This window comes from Streptomyces sp. 4N124, assembly GCF_052245395.1.
In the GTDB taxonomy this organism is placed as follows: Bacteria; Actinomycetota; Actinomycetes; order Streptomycetales; family Streptomycetaceae; genus Streptomyces.
In genome coordinates this window covers 44685-63514 of the sequence record NZ_JBQQBS010000028.1, presented here as the reverse complement: position 1 = coordinate 63514, position 18830 = coordinate 44685, and the positions used below count along the sequence as shown (strand labels likewise).

19 protein-coding genes and 1 pseudogene are annotated in these 18830 nt (G+C 71.1%); 13 read left to right on the top strand and 7 right to left on the bottom strand.

All coding sequences use genetic code 11. The features are described 5' to 3' along the window. Positions 1-17 precede the first annotated feature (17 nt). A complete protein-coding gene (locus ACTWQO_RS26595; RefSeq protein ID WP_443239884.1) occupies positions 18-1883 on the bottom strand; it encodes a phage tail sheath family protein in 1866 nt (621 codons plus the stop codon). 367 nt (positions 1884-2250) lie between these two features. Between ACTWQO_RS26595 and ACTWQO_RS26590 the strand changes: the two genes are divergently transcribed. Beyond that, positions 2251-2676, top strand: a complete 426-nt coding sequence (locus tag ACTWQO_RS26590; RefSeq protein ID WP_443239883.1) for a YchJ family protein — start codon at positions 2251-2253, stop codon at positions 2674-2676. On the opposite strand, the gene ACTWQO_RS26585 is transcribed toward ACTWQO_RS26590, so the two are convergent. Beyond that, positions 2673-3374, bottom strand: a complete 702-nt coding sequence (locus ACTWQO_RS26585; protein ID WP_443239882.1) for a FadR/GntR family transcriptional regulator — start codon at positions 3372-3374, stop codon at positions 2673-2675. The two genes, ACTWQO_RS26590 and ACTWQO_RS26585, sit on opposite strands and share 4 nt — an antisense overlap. Before the next feature lie 147 nt (positions 3375-3521). Between ACTWQO_RS26585 and ACTWQO_RS26580 the strand changes: the two genes are divergently transcribed. From ACTWQO_RS26580 to ACTWQO_RS26560, 5 genes are all read left to right on the top strand, one after another. Beyond that, positions 3522-4040: a gluconokinase gene (locus ACTWQO_RS26580; protein WP_443239881.1), complete on the top strand. Its 519-nt coding sequence runs from the start codon at positions 3522-3524 to the stop codon at positions 4038-4040. A gap of 73 nt (positions 4041-4113) precedes the next feature. Beyond that, positions 4114-5511 carry a GntP family permease gene (locus tag ACTWQO_RS26575; protein ID WP_443239880.1) on the top strand — a complete coding sequence of 466 codons (1398 nt, stop codon included), beginning with the start codon at positions 4114-4116 and terminating at the stop codon, positions 5509-5511. A 29-nt stretch (positions 5512-5540) separates the two neighbouring features. After that, positions 5541-6302, top strand: coding sequence for an SDR family oxidoreductase (locus tag ACTWQO_RS26570; RefSeq protein ID WP_443239879.1), 762 nt, complete (start codon positions 5541-5543; stop codon positions 6300-6302). 16 nt (positions 6303-6318) lie between these two features. After that, positions 6319-7344 carry an L-idonate 5-dehydrogenase gene (locus ACTWQO_RS26565; RefSeq protein WP_443239878.1) on the top strand — a complete coding sequence of 342 codons (1026 nt, stop codon included), beginning with the start codon at positions 6319-6321 and terminating at the stop codon, positions 7342-7344. 272 nt (positions 7345-7616) lie between these two features. Further along, positions 7617-8720 (top strand): hypothetical protein, encoded by a 1104-nt coding sequence (locus ACTWQO_RS26560; RefSeq protein ID WP_443239877.1) that lies wholly within the window; start codon positions 7617-7619, stop codon positions 8718-8720. A gap of 10 nt (positions 8721-8730) precedes the next feature. Here the strand turns inward: ACTWQO_RS26560 and ACTWQO_RS26555 are convergent, their stop codons facing one another. The 4 genes from ACTWQO_RS26555 to ACTWQO_RS26540 form a co-directional block, all read right to left on the bottom strand. Next, complete coding sequence (locus tag ACTWQO_RS26555) at positions 8731-9351, bottom strand: cytochrome b/b6 domain-containing protein (RefSeq protein ID WP_443239876.1); 621 nt, start codon at positions 9349-9351, stop codon at positions 8731-8733. Then, the gene (locus tag ACTWQO_RS26550; protein WP_443239875.1) at positions 9335-10087 is read right to left on the bottom strand and encodes a molybdopterin-dependent oxidoreductase; all 753 of its coding nucleotides are present in this window, start codon (positions 10085-10087) and stop codon (positions 9335-9337) included. Before ACTWQO_RS26550 ends, ACTWQO_RS26555 begins: the two co-directional genes overlap by 17 nt. A 67-nt stretch (positions 10088-10154) precedes the next feature. Next, positions 10155-11702 (bottom strand): APC family permease, encoded by a 1548-nt coding sequence (locus tag ACTWQO_RS26545; RefSeq protein WP_443239874.1) that lies wholly within the window; start codon positions 11700-11702, stop codon positions 10155-10157. Between the two features lie 56 nt (positions 11703-11758). Next, positions 11759-12709, bottom strand: coding sequence for a hypothetical protein (locus ACTWQO_RS26540; RefSeq protein WP_443239873.1), 951 nt, complete (start codon positions 12707-12709; stop codon positions 11759-11761). A gap of 397 nt (positions 12710-13106) precedes the next feature. On the opposite strand from ACTWQO_RS26540, the gene ACTWQO_RS26535 reads away from it, so the two are divergent. The 7 genes and pseudogenes from ACTWQO_RS26535 (at position 13107) to ACTWQO_RS26505 (ending at position 18226) form a co-directional block, all read left to right on the top strand. Further along, complete coding sequence (locus ACTWQO_RS26535) at positions 13107-14009, top strand: DMT family transporter (protein ID WP_443239872.1); 903 nt, start codon at positions 13107-13109, stop codon at positions 14007-14009. 12 nt (positions 14010-14021) lie between these two features. Further along, positions 14022-14540, top strand: coding sequence for an NUDIX hydrolase (locus tag ACTWQO_RS26530; RefSeq protein ID WP_443239871.1), 519 nt, complete (start codon positions 14022-14024; stop codon positions 14538-14540). Positions 14541-14557: 17 nt separating this feature from the next. After that, positions 14558-14950, top strand: coding sequence for a YidH family protein (locus ACTWQO_RS26525; protein WP_362951937.1), 393 nt, complete (start codon positions 14558-14560; stop codon positions 14948-14950). Continuing rightward, positions 14947-15276 carry a DUF202 domain-containing protein gene (locus tag ACTWQO_RS26520; protein ID WP_443239870.1) on the top strand — a complete coding sequence of 110 codons (330 nt, stop codon included), beginning with the start codon at positions 14947-14949 and terminating at the stop codon, positions 15274-15276. Before ACTWQO_RS26525 ends, ACTWQO_RS26520 begins: the two co-directional genes overlap by 4 nt. A 214-nt stretch (positions 15277-15490) precedes the next feature. After that, entirely contained in the window at positions 15491-15787 is a 297-nt protein-coding gene (locus ACTWQO_RS26515; RefSeq protein WP_443239869.1) for a hypothetical protein, read from the top strand. 170 nt (positions 15788-15957) lie between these two features. Continuing rightward, positions 15958-17005: pseudogene (locus tag ACTWQO_RS26510) on the top strand (phosphotransferase family protein). Positions 17006-17011: 6 nt separating this feature from the next. Continuing rightward, the gene (locus ACTWQO_RS26505) at positions 17012-18226 is read left to right on the top strand and encodes an acyl-CoA dehydrogenase (RefSeq protein WP_443239868.1); all 1215 of its coding nucleotides are present in this window, start codon (positions 17012-17014) and stop codon (positions 18224-18226) included. A gap of 1 nt (position 18227) precedes the next feature. Here the strand turns inward: ACTWQO_RS26505 and ACTWQO_RS26500 are convergent, their stop codons facing one another. Continuing rightward, a complete protein-coding gene (locus ACTWQO_RS26500) occupies positions 18228-18821 on the bottom strand; it encodes a TetR/AcrR family transcriptional regulator (protein ID WP_328367542.1) in 594 nt (197 codons plus the stop codon). Positions 18822-18830 lie beyond the last annotated feature (9 nt).

Genomic DNA, 18830 nt, shown 5'->3' with positions numbered 1-18830 from the left:
AATGTCCTCGGGATTCCTTAGAGCTCGAACTGCCCGGACGTCTGCTGGATCCTGACGATCACGAACTCGGCCGGGCGGACCGGAGCAATGCCCACCAGGACGTTGACGACGCCGTTGGCGATGTCCTCGTCGGTGGTGGTCTCGTGGTCGCACTTGACGAAGTACGCCTCGCGCGGCGTCTTGCCCTTGAAGGCGCCCTGGCGGAACAGCGTGTGCAGGTACGAGGAGGCGCTGAGGCGGATCTGCTGCCACAGGGACTCGTCGTTGGGCTCGAACACGACCCACTGCAGGCCGCGTTGGAGGCTCTCCTCCACGTGCAGCGCCAGCCGCCGCACGGGCACGTACTTCCACTCGCTGTCCAGGGCGTCGGAGCCCTCCAGCGTGCGCGCGCCCCAGACCGTCGGGCCGGTCACCGGGAAGGTGCGCAGGCAGTTGACGCCGAGCGGGTTGAGCAGGCCGGTCTCCCGGTCGGTCAGGTCGACCGTGAGCGAGCGCACGCCCGCGAGCCGCGCCTCGGTGCCGGCCGGTGCCTTCCACACGCCGCGCTCGGAGTCGGTGCGCGCGATGACGCCGGCGACCGCGCCGGACGGCGGGAAGGCCCGCAGCCGCCCGGTGAGCGGGTCGGTGAGCTGGACGTGCGGGAAGTACAGGCCGGCGTGGTTGCCGCGGACCGCGTCGAAGGCGGCGAGCCCGGCGCGTGCGGTGTCCACGCTGACCCAGGTGCTGGGCGCGTCGACCAGCAGGAAGATCCGCCGCTCCTGGCACAGCCGCTGCGCCGCCGACACGACGGTGACCATGTCCTCGGTGTTCTCGTACGCCGCCAGCTCGGGCAGCGCGAGAAGGTTGACGTCGGCGACGCCGCGCAGCGCCTGGATGCCGGTCTTGTCGGCCTCGGAGCCGATGAGGTCGCGCGGGCCGGGCGCCTCGCCGTCCTCGCCGCCCTCCAGCGGGAACACCGGCGGGTTGACCGAGGCCTCCAGGCCCAGGTCGTTGGCGCACTCGCCGAGGAAGCGGACGACGTCCTCGGGGTCGGTGGAGCCCGCGACGACCTGGATGCGCCGGCCGAAGGCGGTGACCTCGGCGCCGGCGAAGGCGTGCTTGCCGGGCGCGTCGGGCAGCGCGCGCAGCTTGCGTTCGAGGAGCAGCGCCAACTCGGCGACGCTGCACGGGGCTTCGCCGTCGCAGTCGGGGTCGTAGAGCTTGAACTCGCGCTCCACGTCGCCGATCTTGACGGTGAGGTCGACCTCCAGGTTCGGCAGTTCGTCGCCGAACGGCTTGGAGACGGTGCCGGACGGGTCGGGGCGGCCCTCGCCGACCGCCTCGACGCGGATGAGCTTCGAGCCGGCGTTGATCACGGTCGGCGCGTACCGGCCGTGCGAGGTGTCCATGGACAGGCCGGTGAAGCTCTCGCGGGCGTCGCCCTTGGCGTCGTACACCCGCAGGTTGAAGGTCTCGTCGGGGTGGGGCGTGTCGTAGTCGACGGCGACGCGCAGGCCGTTGCCCCACACGCCGGGTTCCTTGGCGTGGACTTCGAGGACGCGGGACTCGCTGTGGCCCTCGGTGGACTCCAGGACGACGCATGCGGCCTTGCCGCTGCCGGCCTTGGCGACCCGGACGATCACGGCGACGGAGCCGCCGTTGGCGAAGAACTGGTGCACCGCGTACGCGACGGCGCTCTGCGAGCTGAGCCCGCCGAAGCGGCGCTCGAACTCGGCGAAGCCGGTGACGCGCACCGGCTCGTTCAGCGGACCGCGCCGTGTGTGACCCACGAAGGCGGTCACCGAAGTGGTCACGGCGGAGACCGTGCGGGTGCTGCTGGGAAGCTCTTCGACGTAGACGCCCGGGTACGTCGGCCTGGCGGCGCTCACTGCATTCGTCGGCATTCCCCCTCCAATCCCTTCTCAGGCACCGGTCAAAGGCACCAAGAGGCGGCAGAGGGTGACGTCCGTTCCGGCGCACGCGGAGACCCCCGGCGCGTGACGACGCGGCCGGTCCACGGACACCGCATCAGCTTTCCCCCGTCAGTTCCCGGACGGACGGCCGTCCAGGACAAGCAGCGCGCTTGTGACTCCTGATGCTCATGTGCTCAACCCACCTTGGTGAGTGAGCAGTTGGCATACAAGGCGTGTTCACGCCAGCCCTGGAGAAGGTTCCATGAAGGGTGCCGAACGTGACTCGCACACGATGTGCGCGTGTCGGAACGGATGCTCCACAGTCCCTCCACACCCGGTGTTGCCGCAGAATGGGGGCATGTCCCGACGCAACGCGGCTCACCGGCCAGAACGCGCTTCCACCGCCGCGCACACACGTTCCTGCCCGTGCGGTCTTGCGGAGACGTACGAGAAGTGCTGTGGCCGGTTTCATCAGGGTGACGCGACGGCACCGACCGCCGAGGCACTGATGCGCTCGCGTTACAGCGCTTTTACGAAACAGGACGAGGCGTATCTGCTGCGCACCTGGCATCCGCGCACCCGGCCCGCGCGGGTCGAGTTCGATCCCGGGATGAAGTGGACGGGGCTGGAGATCCTCGGCACGGGTGAAGGGTCGGCGTTCCACTCCACCGGGACGGTCACCTTCCGCGCCTCGTACCGGGGCGGCTCACTGCACGAGCGCAGCCGGTTCGAGCGGGTCGACGGGGCGTGGGTGTACGTCGACGGGGAGTTCCTGGCCGACTAGGGGGCGAGGATGTCCAGTTCCTGGAGGGCGCCCTCGGTGATTTCCCTTGTCAGGTGCTCGGCGCGGGCCGCGTCGCCCGCGCGGACCGCCTCGGCGACCTGGACGTGCAGGGTGACGGCGGCCGGGTCGGGGTCCTCGAACATGACGTCGTGATGGGTGCGGCCCGCGAGAACCTCGGCGACGACGTCCCCGAGGCGGGCGAACATCTCGTTGCCGGAGGCGTTGAGGATCACCCGGTGGAACGCGACGTCATGGAGGAGGTAGCCCTCCAGCTGGTGCCCCTTGGAGTGGGCGACCATGCCGAGGGCGCACTCGGTGAGTTCGGCGCACTGCTCGGCGGTGGCGTGCTTGGCGGCGAGGCCCGCGGCGACCGGCTCGATCGCGGAGCGCAGCACGGTGAGGGAGCGCAGTTGCTGGGGGCGGTCGGCGCCGGCCAGCCGCCAGCGGATGACCTGAGGGTCGTACACATTCCACTCGGCCTTGGGCCGGACCGTGACGCCCACGCGGCGGCGGGACTCGACCAGGTGCATGGATTCGAGCACACGGACCGCCTCGCGCATCACCGAGCGTGACACGTCGAACCGCTGGGCCAGTTCGTCCGTGCGCAGGACGCTGCCCGGCGGGTACTCGCCCGCGGTGATCGCGGGGCCGAGGCATTCCAGTACATGGCCGTGCAGCCCCCGGCCCGGTGTGCTCATGCACTCAGCGTACGGGGAAGGTCACGGAACCAAAAAGTCAGACTTATTTGTCACAGACTCTTGAATTCGTCGTACCTAATGGGTTTCAGTTCACTCAGATTTTTTGAGGCACGTGTCGACGAAGACATTGCAGACAGTGAGGCAGCGATGAGTACCCCCCATGTCGTCGTGGTCATGGGCGTCGCGGGCACCGGCAAGACCACCATCGGTCCCCTGCTCGCCGCCCGGCTCGGCGTCCCGTACGCCGAGGGCGACGACTTCCATCCGCCGGCCAACATCGCCAAGATGTCGGCCGGCACCCCGCTCACCGACGAGGACCGGTGGCCCTGGCTGGACGCCATCGGCTCCTGGGCGCACGGGCGGGCGGGGCTGGGCGGGGTGGTCAGCTGCTCCGCGCTGAAACGGTCGTATCGCGACCGGCTGCGGGCCGCGGCCCCCGGCGTCGTCTTCGTGCACCTCACCGGCGACCGTGCCCTCATCGAGGACCGCATGGCACACCGCCAGGGGCACTTCATGCCGACGGCGCTCCTCGACTCCCAGTTCGCCACGCTCCAGCCACTGGAGCCGGACGAGGCGGGCGTCGCGGTGGACGTCTCCGGCAGCCCCGAGGACATCACCCAGCGGGCCATGACCGCTCTCACGGCTCTCCCCGAGCCGACTCAGTAACCCCCATTTTCCCGGTGATCCGGGCAACCCCCCACGCCCTCCCCCCATCCCCCGTACCTGCAAGGGAACCCCCGTGACCAGACTCAACGCCGAGCTGCTGGCAGCGGACACCGTCGAGCCCATCACCTCGGCCGGCCACGCTCAGCTGGGCATAGCCGTCCTGGCGGGCATCGCCGTCATCGTCCTGCTCATCACCAAGTTCAAGCTGCACGCCTTTCTGTCGCTGACCATCGGGTCGCTGGCGCTCGGCGCGTTCGCCGGGGCGCCGCTGGACAAGGCGATCACCAGCTTCACCACCGGACTCGGGACCACGGTCGCGGGCGTGGGTGTGCTGATCGCGCTGGGCGCGATCCTCGGCAAGATGCTCGCCGACTCCGGCGGCGCGGACGAGATCGTCGACACGATCCTCGCCAGGGCGAGCGGCCGTTCGATGCCGTGGGCGATGGTGCTGATCGCCTCGGTGATCGGTCTGCCGCTGTTCTTCGAGGTCGGCGTGGTGCTGCTGATCCCGGTCGTGCTGATGGTCGCCAAGCGCGGCAACTACTCCCTGATGCGCATCGGCATCCCGGCGCTCGCGGGCCTGTCCGTGATGCACGGTCTGGTTCCGCCGCACCCCGGCCCGCTGGTCGCGATCGACGCGGTCAAGGCCAACCTGGGTGTCACGCTGGCGCTCGGTGTGCTGGTCGCCATCCCGACGGTGATCATCGCCGGTCCGCTCTTCTCGCGGTACGCGGCCCGTTGGGTCGACGTCCCCGCTCCCGACAAGATGATCCCGCAGCGCGCCTCGGAGGAACTGGAGAAGCGCCCCGGGTTCGGCGCCACCCTCACCACCATCCTGCTACCGGTCGTCCTGATGCTGTCCAAGGCGCTCGTCGACATCGTCATCGACGACCCCGAGAACACCACGCAGCGCGTCTTCGACGTCATCGGCTCCCCGCTGATCGCCCTGCTCGCCTCCGTCCTCCTGGGCATCTTCACGCTGCTGCGGCCCGCGGGCTTCGCCAAGGAGCGGGTCTCCGGGCTGGTCGAGAAGGGCCTCGCACCCATCGCGGGCATCCTGCTGATCGTCGGCGCGGGCGGCGGTTTCAAGCAGACGCTGATCGACTCCGGCGTGGGCCAGATGATCCTGGAGATCTCCGAGGACTGGTCGATACCGGCCCTGCTGCTGGCCTGGCTGATCGCGGTGGCGATCCGGCTCGCGACCGGTTCGGCGACGGTGGCGACGGTCTCGGCGGCCGGTCTGGTCGCCCCGCTCGCGGCCGGCATGTCCACCACGGAGACCGCCCTGCTGGTCCTCGCCATCGGCGCCGGCTCGCTCTTCTTCAGCCATGTCAACGACGCCGGATTCTGGCTGGTGAAGGAGTACTTCGGCCTGAACGTCGGCCAGACCATCAAGACCTGGTCCGTCATGGAGACGATCATCTCGGTGGTCGCGGGCGGCATCGTCCTGCTGTTGTCCTTGGTGATTTAGGGACTTGGCGACGTAGGAGGCGTACGACGATGACGGCTCACCCCCTCTTCGACATCACCGGCCGCACGGCCCTGGTCACCGGCTCCAGCCGCGGCATCGGCCTCGCGCTCGCCCGCGGACTGCTGGAGGCAGGCTGCACGGTCGTCCTCAACGGGCGGGACGAACAGCGCCTTGCCAAGGCCGCGTCCGAACTGCCCGGCGACGTCCACACCGCGGTGTTCGACGTCACCGACGGCCCCTCGGTGGCGGCCGGCACAGCGGATGTCGAAGAGCGGGTGGGCCCGCTCGACATCCTGGTCAACAACGCGGGCATGCAACTGCGGGCACCGCTCCTGGAGTTCACCGACGCGGACTGGCACCGGATCCTGAACACCAATCTGACCAGCGCGTTCCTGGTCGGCCGCGAGGCGGCGCGCCGGATGACGGAACGCGGCCACGGCAAGATCATCAACATCTGCTCGCTGCAGAGCGAGGTGGCCCGGCCGGGTATCGCGCCCTACGCCGCCACCAAGGGCGCCCTGAAGATGCTCACCAAGGGCATGTGCGCCGACTGGGGCCCTTCCGGCGTGCAGGTCAACGGCCTCGGCCCCGGCTACATCGAGACGGAGCTGACCGGGCCCCTGGTCGCGGACGAGGAGTTCAGTGCCTGGGTCCGGCGGCGCACCCCGGCCGGCCGCTGGGGCCGTACGGAGGACCTGGTGGGCGGGGTGCTGTTCCTCGCCTCGCCCGCCGCGGACTTCATCAGCGGGCAAGTGCTGTACGTCGACGGCGGCATGACCAGCGTGCTGTGACTTCCGGGAGGCATTGATGCTGGGTTGTGTGATCCACGGTCAGGGCGATCTGCGCGTCGCCGAGCTGGAGGCCCCCTCCCCCGGCCCCGGCGAAGCTCTCGTCGCCGTCCGCTACGGCGGGGTCTGCGGCTCCGACCTGCACTACTGGCGGCACGGCGGGGTCGGCGACTTCCGCCTCAAGGAGCCGATGGTGCTCGGGCACGAGGTGGTCGGGACGGTCGTCTCGTACGGCGCCGGCGCCTCGGGTCCCTTGCCCGGTACGGCCGTCGCGGTGCACCCGGCCACGCCCTGCGGGGTCTGCCCGGAGTGCGCGGACGGGCGGCGGAACGTCTGCCGGGACACGCGGTACCTCGGCAGCGCGGCCCGATTCCCGCACGTCCAGGGCGGATTCGCGGGCCGCTTCACGGTGCCCGCGGAGCAGGTGCGGCCCCTCCCCGCCGGCCTGGAACCGCGCCGGGCGGCGCTCGCCGAGCCGTTGTCCGTGGCCCTGCACGCCGTGCGCCGGGCCGGAGCGGTGGCCGGGAGGCATGTCCTGGTCACCGGTGCCGGGCCCATCGGCTGCCTGGTGGTCGCGGCGGCGAAGGCGGCCGGGGCTGGACGCGTCACGGTGACGGACCTGCTGCCGGAAGCGCTGCGGTACGCGCGGGTCGCCGGCGCCGACACCGTCGTACGGGCCGATGATCCGTCCGACCCCGGGTGGCCGTCCGAGGTGGACACCGCAGTCGAGGCGTCCGGAGTGGCCGCGGGCCTGGACGCGTGTCTGCGGCTCGTGCGGCGCGGCGGAACCGTCGTACAACTCGGGATGCTGCCGCCGGGTCAGAGTCCCTTCGCGGGCAACCTGGTGGTGAGCCGGGAGATCGACCTGCGCGGGGCGTTCCGCTTCGACACGGAGTTCGACGAGGCCCTGACGCTGCTCGCGGCCGAGCCGTCGTTCGACGGACTGGTGAGTGCGGTGGTGCCGGTGCGGGAGGCCGAGTCGGCCTTCGCCCTCGCCGCCGACCGGAGCCGGTCGTGCAAGGTGCTGCTCGACTTCGGCGACTGAGGCGCCCCCGAAGGGGCGCGGGGCTGTATCAATGTGCGGCTCCGCCGCGTGGGCGCGACCAGCCACAACGGTGCCGCGGACGAAAGATGCCCCATCGCGGCACTTCCCGCGGAGCGCTTGCTCGACTTCGTCTCTTGAGTACCGGTTTGCCCCATCTTTCGCAGCCTGGGTGAAGCCGCTTCCCGGACAGGGGCGCGCGTCCCATCATGGGGGGACCTCCTGGGCGCGGGCTTATTCAGTCACGCCCGGGGGCCGACGGCATCGGGGGCGGCATGGCGGTATCACTCGGGGCGCGCATATCCGGTCTGCTGATCGCCGGAGCACTGGCGATCGCGACGGCCGCTGCGTGCGGCGGGGACGGGGACGATGCCGCGAGCGGCTCCGGTGGTGGGGGCACGAGTGTTTCGGGTGGGGCCGCGAGCGGCGACGACGGGGCGAGCGGTGCCGGCGGACCTGTCGGGAGCACGCCGATGTGGGGACCCGATGGTGGGGACCGCGGTGTCGGCGCGACCGGTGGGACGACCGGCGGTTCCGAGAGGTCCAACGGGTCCGGTGGGGCGAGCAGTTCAGGCGGTGGTGAGGGCTCCTCCAGCGGGAGCGGTGGCTCCACCGGCGGGAGCGGACGCGTCGAGGCTCCCGGCTGGCTGCCCAGGGGGCCGAAGTCGCCCGACACCGACCGGACCGCCGACCCGGAGAGCGTCTACGACGCGCTCGGTGAGCACCCCGAGAAGTGCGGGGTCACCGCCGGGCTGATCCCGGCCGAACCGCCGGACGACGACTGGCGCGTGGTCCGGGCCCTCGCCGAGGCCTGCAAGGCCGTTCAGGGCCAGAACGGCGACTGGGACACGGCGGCCGCGGACTACGCCGCGCTACGGGGCAGGCTCACCGGCTGCAAGGCACGCGCCGCCTACGCCGTACTCGGCGAAGTGCTGCGATTCCACCGCCACCATCCGTCCGCCGCCGTGCCCTTGACGCCGTCCACGGACAAAGGCAACGACGTCTGCGACTTCCGGATCGTCTCCGTGGACGTCGGCGGGGACGGCGAGGCCAAGCCGGGTGACACGATCACCGTCCGGGTCGGCGGCATCCACTTCGACAAACGGGAACTGCTCGGCACGACCGGGGTGGTGACCGTCGCCGGACTACCGGCGCTCCCCGCCCCGCAGCAGGACCACGGCATCGAGCCACGCGACCAGTTGACCTTCGAGGTCGTCGTCCCCGTTCCGCCGCCCGGCACCTGTCCGCGGAGCGCCGACGTGAGCGTCGCGTACGGCGGGACGGCGACGCTGGACGACGCCTTCACCCTCGTCGCCCCCGGTACGACGAGTTCCGCCGGCCCGTCGCCGGTGGAGTCCTCCGCGACCCCATCCCCGTGAGCGACCGCGTTCACGGCCGCCACAGCGGATGCTCCCGGTCCGCCCACTCCCGCGACACCGACCCCGTGCGCAGACCGCGCCGGGACTCCGGATCCGCCAGTGCCATACCGATGTGGCCGGCCAGGACGATGCCGATGGTGAGGGCGAGCCAGTCGTGGACGAAGGTCGCGCTGGTGCGCCACATGAGGGGGGTGAGGTGGGTGAACCACATGATCAGGCCCGTGCCCAGCATCACCAGCGTCGCGCCGGCGATCCAGGCGGCGTAGATCTTCTGCCCGGCGTTGAACTTGCCCGCCGGACGGGCCGCCGCCCGCTTGTCGCGGCGCAGGGCCGCGCGCAGCCAGACCCGGTCGTGCGGGCCGAAGCGGTTCAGGAAGCGCAGGTCGGAGCGGAAGGCCCGGGAGGCGAGACCGGCCAGCACGGGGACGGGCAGGGCGAGTCCGGCCCATTCGTGGATACGGACCACCAGCTCGCGGCGGCCGACGAGTTCGGCGAGTTCGGGCAGGTAGAGAACGGCCGCCGTGACCACGCAGATACCCATCAGCGCGGCGGTCAGCCGGTGCACCCACCGTTCGGCCCGGCTGAACCGGCGGACCTGCGCGGTGAGGGGCGCCTCAGCTCGTAGGCTCATCGTCGCGTCCGTTCGAGCGGCCGACCCAGGCGTCGATGTCGTAGCCGCGTTCCTCCCAGTAGCCGGGCTCCACCTCGTCGGTGAGGGTGATGCCGGAGAGCCACTTGGCCGACTTGTAGAAGTACATGGGGGCGACGTAGAGGCGGACCGGGCCGCCGTGGGAGTGGCCTAGGTCCTTGTCCTGCATGCGCAGGGCGACCAGGACGTCCGCGCGGCGGGCCTGGTCGAGGGTGAGGCTCTCCGTGTAGGTGCCGTCGAAGCAGGTGAAACGCACCGCCCCGGCCGTGGGGCGCACTCCCGCGGCGTCCAGCAACCGGGACAGGCGTACTCCCTCGAAGGGTGTGTCCGGGACGCGCCAGCCGGTGACGCACTGCACGTCCTTGACCATCCGGGTCTGTGGCAGGGCCCGCAGGTCGGCCAGGGTGTAGGTCTTCGGGCGGTCGACCAGCCCGTCGACGGTGAGCCGGTAGTTCCCGGCGTTCTTGTGGGGGACGGAGGACGCGACCGAGTAGTAGCGGAAGCCGCCGCCGTTCGGGAGCAGGCCGGTCAGTCCCGTGGGGTCCTTGTCGGCCGCGTTGCCGAGGAAGGACTCCAGGCCGCGTTGGAGGGTGGGCGCGGCGACCACGCCGAGGGCGCCCAGGCCGAGGGTGCCGAGGAGGACACGGCGGCCGATCGGCTTGCCGCGTTCCTCGGGTTGTTCGGACTGCTCCGGACGTTCGGGCTGTTCGGGGTTCACCCGTTCATTCGAGCACCCGCGGGCCCTGCGGGACCAGGGTTCGCGGGTGCTCGTCAGGTTTCCGTAATCAGTTCCCGGCGTCTGCCTCCGCCGCCTTGTCCAGCTGGAAGGCCTGGTTGCCGAGGCCGATGCGGGCGTGGGTCGCGGGGGCGCGGGAGCGCAGGAGCAGGCCCTGGACGAGGCCGATGACGAGGGCGGCGGCGATGATTCCCGGGAGCAGCCGGCTCAGGGCCGAGTCGGGGCCGGTGCCGACCAGGACGTCGAAGTCCTTGACGGTGTAGCCGGCGATCACGAGCAGGGCGATCCCGGCCAGCATGGAGGTGACCAGCCGCCAGCCCTGGGTGCCGGCGGCGCCGCGGCGGGCGAAGAAGACGACCACCGAGAGGGAGGCCAGCGCCATCAGCACGATCACGCCGAGGGCGCCGACGTTGCCGAACCAGGTGAACAGGTGCAGGACGGGCGCGGTCGGATCACCGGTCGGCTTGTCGTCGGCGATGGCGAAGGCAATGACGATCACGGCGGCCACGGCGGTCTGGAGCAGCGATCCGGTGCCGGGGGCGCCGCTGGTGCCGTTGGTGCGGCCGAAGGTGGCGGGCAGCAGTCCCTCGCGGCCCATGGCGAAGGCGTACCGGGCGACGACGTTGTGGAAGCTGAGCATCGCCGCGAACATGCCGGTCACGAACAGGATGTGCAGCACGTCGGTGAAGGTGCCGCCGAGCCGATCCTCGGTCAGGAAGAACAGCAGCCCGGCGCTCTGCTCACGGGCCACACCGACGATCGCGGACGGTCCGGCGGCGACGGTCAGGGCCCAGCTGCTGAACGCGAGGAAGACGGCGACGCCCCCGACGGCGAGGAACATCACGCGCGGGACGAGGACATGCGGGCGGCTGGTCTCCTCGGCGTACACCGGCGCCTGCTCGAAGCCGAGGAAGGCGGCGATGCAGAAGCACAGGGCGGTGCCGACTCCGGCCCCGCTGAGCGTGTCCGGGTTGAAGGCGTGCAGGGACAGCCCCTCAGCCGCCGGGTCGGCCACGGCCGCGATGTCGAAGACGACGACCAGGGCCACCTCGACGATCAGCAGCACGCCCAGCACGCGCGCGTTGACGTCGATCTTCAGCCAGCCCAGCGCACCGACGACGGCGACGGCCGCCAGCGCCGGTATCCACCAGGCGACCTCGACCTCGGCGTAGGTGGCGAACAGGCCGGAGACCTCGAAGCCGAAGATGCCGTAGATGCCGACCTGGAGGGCGTTGTAGGCGACGAGCGCGACCAGGGCGGCGGCCGCTCCGGCGGTGCCGCCGAGGCCGCGGGAGATATAGGCGTAGAAGGCGCCCGCGTTGTGGACGTGGCGGCTCATCTCGGCGTATCCGATGCCGAAGAGGACGAGGACCACGCCGAGCACGACGAAGAGCAGCGGCTGTCCGACGATGCCCATCACCGCGAATGTGGTGGGCATGACACCCGCAACGACCATGAGAGGGGCGGTCGCGGCGAGGACGGAGAGCAGCAGGCCGCCGGTGCCGAGGCGGTTGGCGCGCAGGGCACGTTCCTGTCCCTTGAAGGTGCTGATGCCTGAGTCGTCGGCGGTGCTCGTGTGCGAACTGCCCGTCGTCATCGGGGCCGTCCTTCCTGGTGGGGACATGTGTGGCGAGGGATGGGGCGATACGGCGGTCATGCCGTGCCGAGTGCGGTGGCGCGTGCGGCTCGGAACGCGCTGTGCGGGTCGTGGTCCGGGTACGACCACGGGTCGGGGGTGGCGTGCTCGCCGATGCGGTGGAACAGGGCGGCGGCCTCGGCGCCGCGGCCTTCGCAGACCTTGGCGTGGGCGAGGAAGTTCAGGTCGACCAGGCGGCGCGGATGCCCCTCCTGCTCCCACTCCAGCCACCAGTCGAAGGCGGCCTTCATCACCTGTCGGGCCCGGCGCCCGGACCAGTGCCCCGAGCCGGCCGGGTCGGCGGGCACCTGGCCGGCGGCGGCCAGCGCGCGGTAGCGCTCGGCGTGCGCGACGACCGGGAGGATCGCGAGCGGCGAGTCGGCGGGGGCCTGCTCGGCGCAGTGGGCCGCGAAGTCGTAGACCTCGTGCAGCGGGTCCGGGCCCGTCCCGGCGCGGCGCTCGGCGAGCCGGGCGACCATCAGATGATGCGCGTGATGGTGGTCGGCGTACCGGTCGCGGATCTCGCCGAACAGCCGGATCGCCTCCTCCTCGGCGCCGAAGCGGCGCTCCAGCATCAGCAGGCCGAGCCACGGCGTGGGGTCGGCGGGCGCGAGCGCGACGGCGGCATGACAGGCCTCACGGGCCCGGACCGGCTTCTCCTTGCCCCGCAGCGCGCGCCGGACCAGCGAGAGGGCCAGCAGGACGCAGGCGTCGGCGGAGTCGGGCTCGGCGAGCAGCCAGTCCCGGGCCCAGGCCGTGCTGTACGGCTCCTCGGCGAGAACGGTGACGCGGTGGCCGCGGCGGTCGAAGTCGTCGCCGGTGTGCGCGAGCAGCGAGCGGGCCGCCTGCCAGCGCCCCTGGGCCAACGCGGCGCGGGCGGCGGCGAGTTCGGCGTCGTCGAGGGCAGGGTCGAAGGCCTGGGCCGCGCGTCTTCGGGCGCGGCCGAGGGGTGGCGGAGGTGGGGGCACCGCGGGAACTTCCTCACGCGACGCGCGCAGTCGTCGGTCTCGGTTTGCCATCAAGCGATCACGCACAGCAAACCCCCAGCCAACACATCGCGTCAAGGCCCACGAAGTCATTACACGCGTCAACTCCTGTTACAGGAGAGACACTTGTGGTTCATCGCCCCAGCGAGACCACCGCATGATCACCACACCGCGCCTCTTGACTGTGGCGCACGCCATAGCGCTGCTCGCCCGGCCATCGGACCATGGCGCGACGGTCGTGCGACCGCCCTTGATCGACGGGGTGCCGTGACCGAGTCCACTGCCCGATCCGGGCGCTCCCAGGGGCACACCGGGCCCTGGGGCACTACAGTCGTCCGGACGCAGCCCCCGGCCCGGCCGAACGATCGAGGTACGCAGCGTGTCGCTTCAGGTTCTGATTCTCGCCGTGAGCGCCGCATGCTGCCTGGGCTTCGGCTTCGTCCTCCAGCAGAACGCGGCCCAGCGGGCACCCCTGAACGACTTCCTCTCCCCCCGCCTGCTCCTGGACCTGATGAAGGTGCCGCGCTGGCTGGGCGGCCTCGGGCTCATGGTGGTCGGCATGGCGCTCGGCGCGGTAGCGCTGGGCCAGGGCGAGATATCCCTGGTGGAGCCGCTGCTCGCGACGAACCTGCTGTTCGCGATGGCCCTGTCCCGCCATCAGACCAAGCAGCCGCTGGGCCGCCAGGGCTGGGCCGGGCTCGCCCTGCTCGCGGGCGGCGTGACCGCGTTCATCATGGCGGGGCAGCCCACCGGCGGCGCCGCGATCACCGACCCGATGCGCCACTGGCTGATCATCGGCGCGATGGTCGGAGCCGCGCTGCTGCTCACGACGTACGCGAAACGCTCCCGGCTCAGCTCGGGCCCGGCGCTCCTCGCCGTGGCGGCCGGACTGCTGTACGGCGTGCAGGACGCCCTGACCCGGGTGAGCGGCCAGCGCTTCTCCGAGGGCGGCTTCGTCGAGCTGATGACGGGCTGGCAGCCGTACGCCGTGCTGGTGCTCGGCGTCACCGGCCTCGTCCTGGTGCAGAGCGCGTTCGAGACGGCGTCCCTGCGGATGTCCCTGCCCGCCCTGACCGCCGCCCAGCCGCTGGCCGGGATCGCCTGCGGGGTGGGCTTCCTCGGCGACCAGCTGCGCACCGACGCGGGCGCGCTGGCGTGGGAGGCGGCGGGCCTCGCGGCCATCGTCGTCGGAATCGTCCTGCTGGGCCTGCACCCCGCCATGCCGTGCGGAGCGCCGGTGCGGGAGCGCGCTCGGGATCTGCAGCCGAGCCGACTCAGCTGATGTAGTGGCGGCATGAACGCTGCTGACGAAATCCTCGACATCGTCGACGAGAACGACCAAGTCATCGGCCGGTCCCCGCGTGGCGAGGCCTACGCCCGCGGGCTGCGCCACCGCTGCGTCTTCATCCAGGCGCGCGACGCCACCGGCCGCCTCTTCGTCCACCGCCGCACCCCGACCAAGCTGGTCTTCCCCTCCCTCTACGACATGTTCGTCGGCGGAGTCGTCGGCGCGGGCGAGTCCTACGACACCGCCGCCCTCCGCGAGGCCGAGGAGGAACTCGGCGTCTCGGGTCTCCCGCGGCCCGAGTTCCTGTTCAAGTTCCTCTACGACAACGGCGCCGGCCAGAGCTGGTGGTCGGCGGTGTACGAGGTCCGCTGCGACCTCCCCGTACAACCGCAGATCGAGGAAGTGGCGTGGCACGACTTCCTGCCGGAGGCCGAGGTGGAGCGACGGCTGGCGGAGTGGGAGTGGGTGCCGGACGGGCTGGCGGCGTATGAACGGCTGAGGGCGTACAGGTCAGGCAATTCCTGACCGGTATCGTCCTGAGCGTGATCGATTTCGCTCGGAACGTCCGTCTGTGGTTCGCCCCACAGGAGATCCGCGACGAGGGCACCACCCCCGACTACCGCTTCTCGCTGGCGAACGAGCGCACCTTTCTGGCCTGGCTGCGGACCGCACTTGCGCTGATCGGCGGCGGTTTCGCGGTGGACCAGTTCCTGCCGGACCTGCGGTGGGGCTGGCGCGTCGGCCTCGCGCTGGCGCTGCTCGCCGCGGGCGTGCTGTGCTCGCTGCGCGCGGTCAACCACTGGATCCGCTGCGAGCGGGCCATGCGCAAGGGCGAGGATCTGCCGGTGTCACGGTTCCCGGCGGTGCTGAGCCTCGTCGTCGCGATCGTGGCCCTCGCGATGGTCGTCGTCGTACTCGTCGGCTGGGAAGGGTGACCGCCGAACCGGCCGGAGGCCGGACCAGGGACCCCGGACTGCAGCCCGAGCGCACCCGGCTCGCCTGGCGGCGTACGACACTCTCGGGCACCGCCGCCGCCGTGCTCGCGGTGAAGACGGCGCTGCACGGCGGCGCGACGGCGACCGGTGTCCTCGTCTGCGCCCTGTGCGTGGCCCTCTGGCTGGGTTTCCTGCTGGTCGCCCACCGGCGCATCCGCACCCTCGCGGCGGCCCACACCCCCGCGGCCCTCACTCCCCGGCTGGCCACGGCGGCGGTTCTGTGCACGGTCGCGCTCGCGGTGTGCGGCGCGGCGCTGGTCTTCTAGGGCCTGCCTCTTCGGGCACGCACCGCTCAAGACGCTTCCCGAATGCGAGCGCCTCGGGCCCGCCGTAGCGTGTGAGGCCGTTGCCCTTCACGGTTCCGACCCTCCGGGCCACCCGGGCGCCACGCAAGGCGGAATGACCGGATATGCACTGTTCGCGTGGCAACCTGTCCGACGTCATCGGACGTACCAGCCGAGCATCCGAAGGTGAACCAGCATGACCGTCCTGCACCAGGAACACGCCACTCACCCCCACGCCCACGGACCGGGCTGCGGGCACACCGAAGTACCGCACGGGGACCACACCGACTACGCGCACGACGGGCATCTGCACCGCGCGCACAGCGGTCACTGGGACGAGTGCGAGCCCGCCGGCCACACCGCCCACGAGGGCCACGACCACCAGCACGGCGAGGACTGCGGACACCCGCGTGTGCAGCACGGCGACCACACCGACTACCTGCACGACGGCCACCGGCACGCCGCCCACAACGGCCACTGGGACGACCACTGAGCCGACCACCGGCCTGACCGAGAAGCACCACCCGACAGCTCCCCGCGGCACCGCCCGGGGAGCTGTCGGCCTAGGGTGGCCCCGATCACGTTCGTCTCCTGCACTGGACGGCATACCGACCGGTCGGCATCATGGTCGGGACCCGTTCTCGCGTCGGCAAAGGAGCAACGATGAGCGCCGATCACCCGCCAGGTCTCGATCTCGACCGGCTGCGCGGGCTGCTCGACAGTGAGCGGCCCGGTCTGGTCCACGGCCCCCTGACCGGCCGGCTGATCGAGGGCGGACGGTCGAACCTCACCTACGCGGTCTCCGACGGCACCTCCCGCTGGGTCGTACGGCGCCCTCCGCTGGGCCATGTCCTGGCCACCGCGCACGACATGAAGCGCGAGCACCGGGTGATCAGCGCGCTGCACCCGACGAACGTACCGGTGCCGCGCCCGGTGCTGATGTGCGAGGACGAGCAGGTGCTCGGAGCGCCGTTCTACGTCATGGAGTTCGTCGAGGGCACCCCGTACCGCACGGCCGACCAGCTCGCCCCGCTCGGACCGGAGCGCACCCGCGGCGCGGTGCTGTCCCTGGTGGACACCCTCGTCGAGCTGCACGCGGTGGACCCGTCCGCCGTGGGCCTGGCGGACTTCGGCCGCCCCGAGGGCTTCCTGGACCGGCAACTGCGCCGCTGGAGCAAGCAGTTGGACGCCTCCCGCAACCGTGAGCTGGCGGGAATCGACGAGCTGCACGCCGCCCTCGGCCGGGACCTGCCCCACTCCCCCGAGCCGACCGTCGTGCACGGCGACTACCGGCTCGACACCGGCAGAGAGCGCCCCGGAGGCGAACGAGCCAAAAATGGGTGTCGACCGGATCAAGGCGATTCTCGACTGGGAGATGTCGACGCTCGGCGATCCGCTCACCGACCTGGGCCTGCTGGTGATGTACAGCACGCCGCTCGGCACGCCCGACTCCCCGGTCTCCACGACCGCGGAGGCCGCGGGGCACCCGGATCCGGCCGAACTGATCGAGCGGTACGCCGAGCTGTCGGGGCGCGACGTGTCCGCGGTCTCCTGGTACACGGCGTTCGCCTGGTTCAAGCTCGCCGTGATCCTCGAGGGCATCCACTACCGCTACACCCTGGGCCAGACCGTCGGCCCCGGCTTCGACCGCATCGGCGACCTGGTCCCCGTCTTCATCGAGCACGGCCTCACCACCCTTCAGGAAGGCTGATCCGCCATGGACTTCGCGTTCGACGCGCGCACCGAGGAACTGCGCGCCAAGCTGCTCGCCTTCATGGACGAGTACGTCTATCCGGCCGAGTCCGTAGCGGAGGAGCAGCGCGCGCGGCTGGCCTCCCCGTGGGACACCCCGGCCGTGGTCGAGGAGCTGAAGGCCGAGGCCCGCAGGCAGGGCCTGTGGAACCTCTTCCTCCCCGACTCCGAGTACGGCGCCGGCCTGACCAACCTCCAGTACGCCCCCCTCGCCGAAATCACCGGCCGCTCCCCGCAGTTGGCGCCCACCGCGCTGAACTGCGCCGCACCGGACACCGGCAACATGGAGGTGCTCGCCCAGTTCGCCGACGAGCAGCAGAAGAAGCAGTGGCTGGAGCCGCTGCTGGCCGGTGAGATCCGCTCGGCGTTCGCGATGACCGAGCCGGAGGTGGCCTCCTCGGACGCCACCAACATCACCACGCTGATCGAGCGGGACGGCGACGAGTACGTCATCACGGGCCGCAAGTGGTACATCTCCGGGGCGATGAACCCGGACTGCAAGATCTTCATCGTGATGGGCAAGACGGACCCGGACGGCGCCGACATCCGCCGCCAGCAGTCCATGATCCTGGTCCCCCGCGACACCCCGGGCGTCACCGTCGAGCGCGCCATGCAGGTCTTCGGCTACGAGGACCACTACCACGGCGGCCACGCCGAGGTGATCTTCGACCACGCGCGCGTGCCGGTGTCGAACCTGATCGGCGAGGAGGGCGGCGGCTTCGCCATCGCCCAGGCCCGCCTCGGCCCCGGCCGCATCCATCACTGCATGCGGCTGATCGGCATGGCCGAGCGGGCGATCGAGCTGATGTGCCGGCGGGCGGTCGCGCGCGAGGCATTCGGCAAGGCGCTGGCGCAGCAGGGCGTGGTGCACAACTGGATCGCCGATGCGCGCGTGACGGTCGAGCAGCTGCGCCTGCTGGTCCTGAAGACGGCCTGGATGATGGACACGGTCGGCAACCGGGGCGCCCACACCGAGATCCAGTCCATCAAGATCGCCACGCCCCGCGCGGTCGTCGACATCATCGACCGCGCCATCCAGCTGCACGGCGCGGGCGGTGTCAGCCAGGACTTCCCGCTCGCGGAACTGTACGCGGGCGCACGGACGTTGATGATCGCTGACGGCCCGGACGAGGTGCACCAGCGTTCGCTGGCGCGACGGGAGCTGAAGAAGTACGTGTGACTCAGGGTCTGAGAGCCCGCAGGAGCAGGTCGGCCAGGTGGTCGGCGACCTCCTGAGGGCTCATCGGGCCGTCGGGGCGGTACCAGGTCGACAGGTGGTGGACGGACCCGAAGTGGTAGTCCACCACCAGATCGGCAGGGGTCGCCTTCGAGAAGACCCCCGCCTCCTGCCCTTCCTCGATGAGTGCGCGGAAACGTTCGTGGTACAGGCGCCGCTCGGCGCGTACCTGCTTGTTCTTCTCGGGGCTCAGATGGTGCATCGAGCGGAAGAAGATCATCGCGTCGTCGAGGTTCTCGATCGTCGTCACCACGACGTCTGCCGCCGCGTCCCGCACCCGCTTCTCGATCGGCTCGTCGGCGCCCGCGAACGCGTCGAGCCGCTCCTGCTGGACGCGCAGCACGCGCGCGTACACCTCGTGCAGGAGGTCGTCCTTGGAGCCGAAGTAGTGGTAGAGCGCCCCCTTGGTGACGCCGGCCGACTCGACGATCTCCTGCACGGAGGTGCGGTCGTAGCCCTGCTCCGCGAAGAGCCGGGTGGCGGCGGCCAGCAGCCGCTGCGGGACGGGCGTACCGTCTCCGTCCGTCGTCCTGGGCACTGCCGCCAC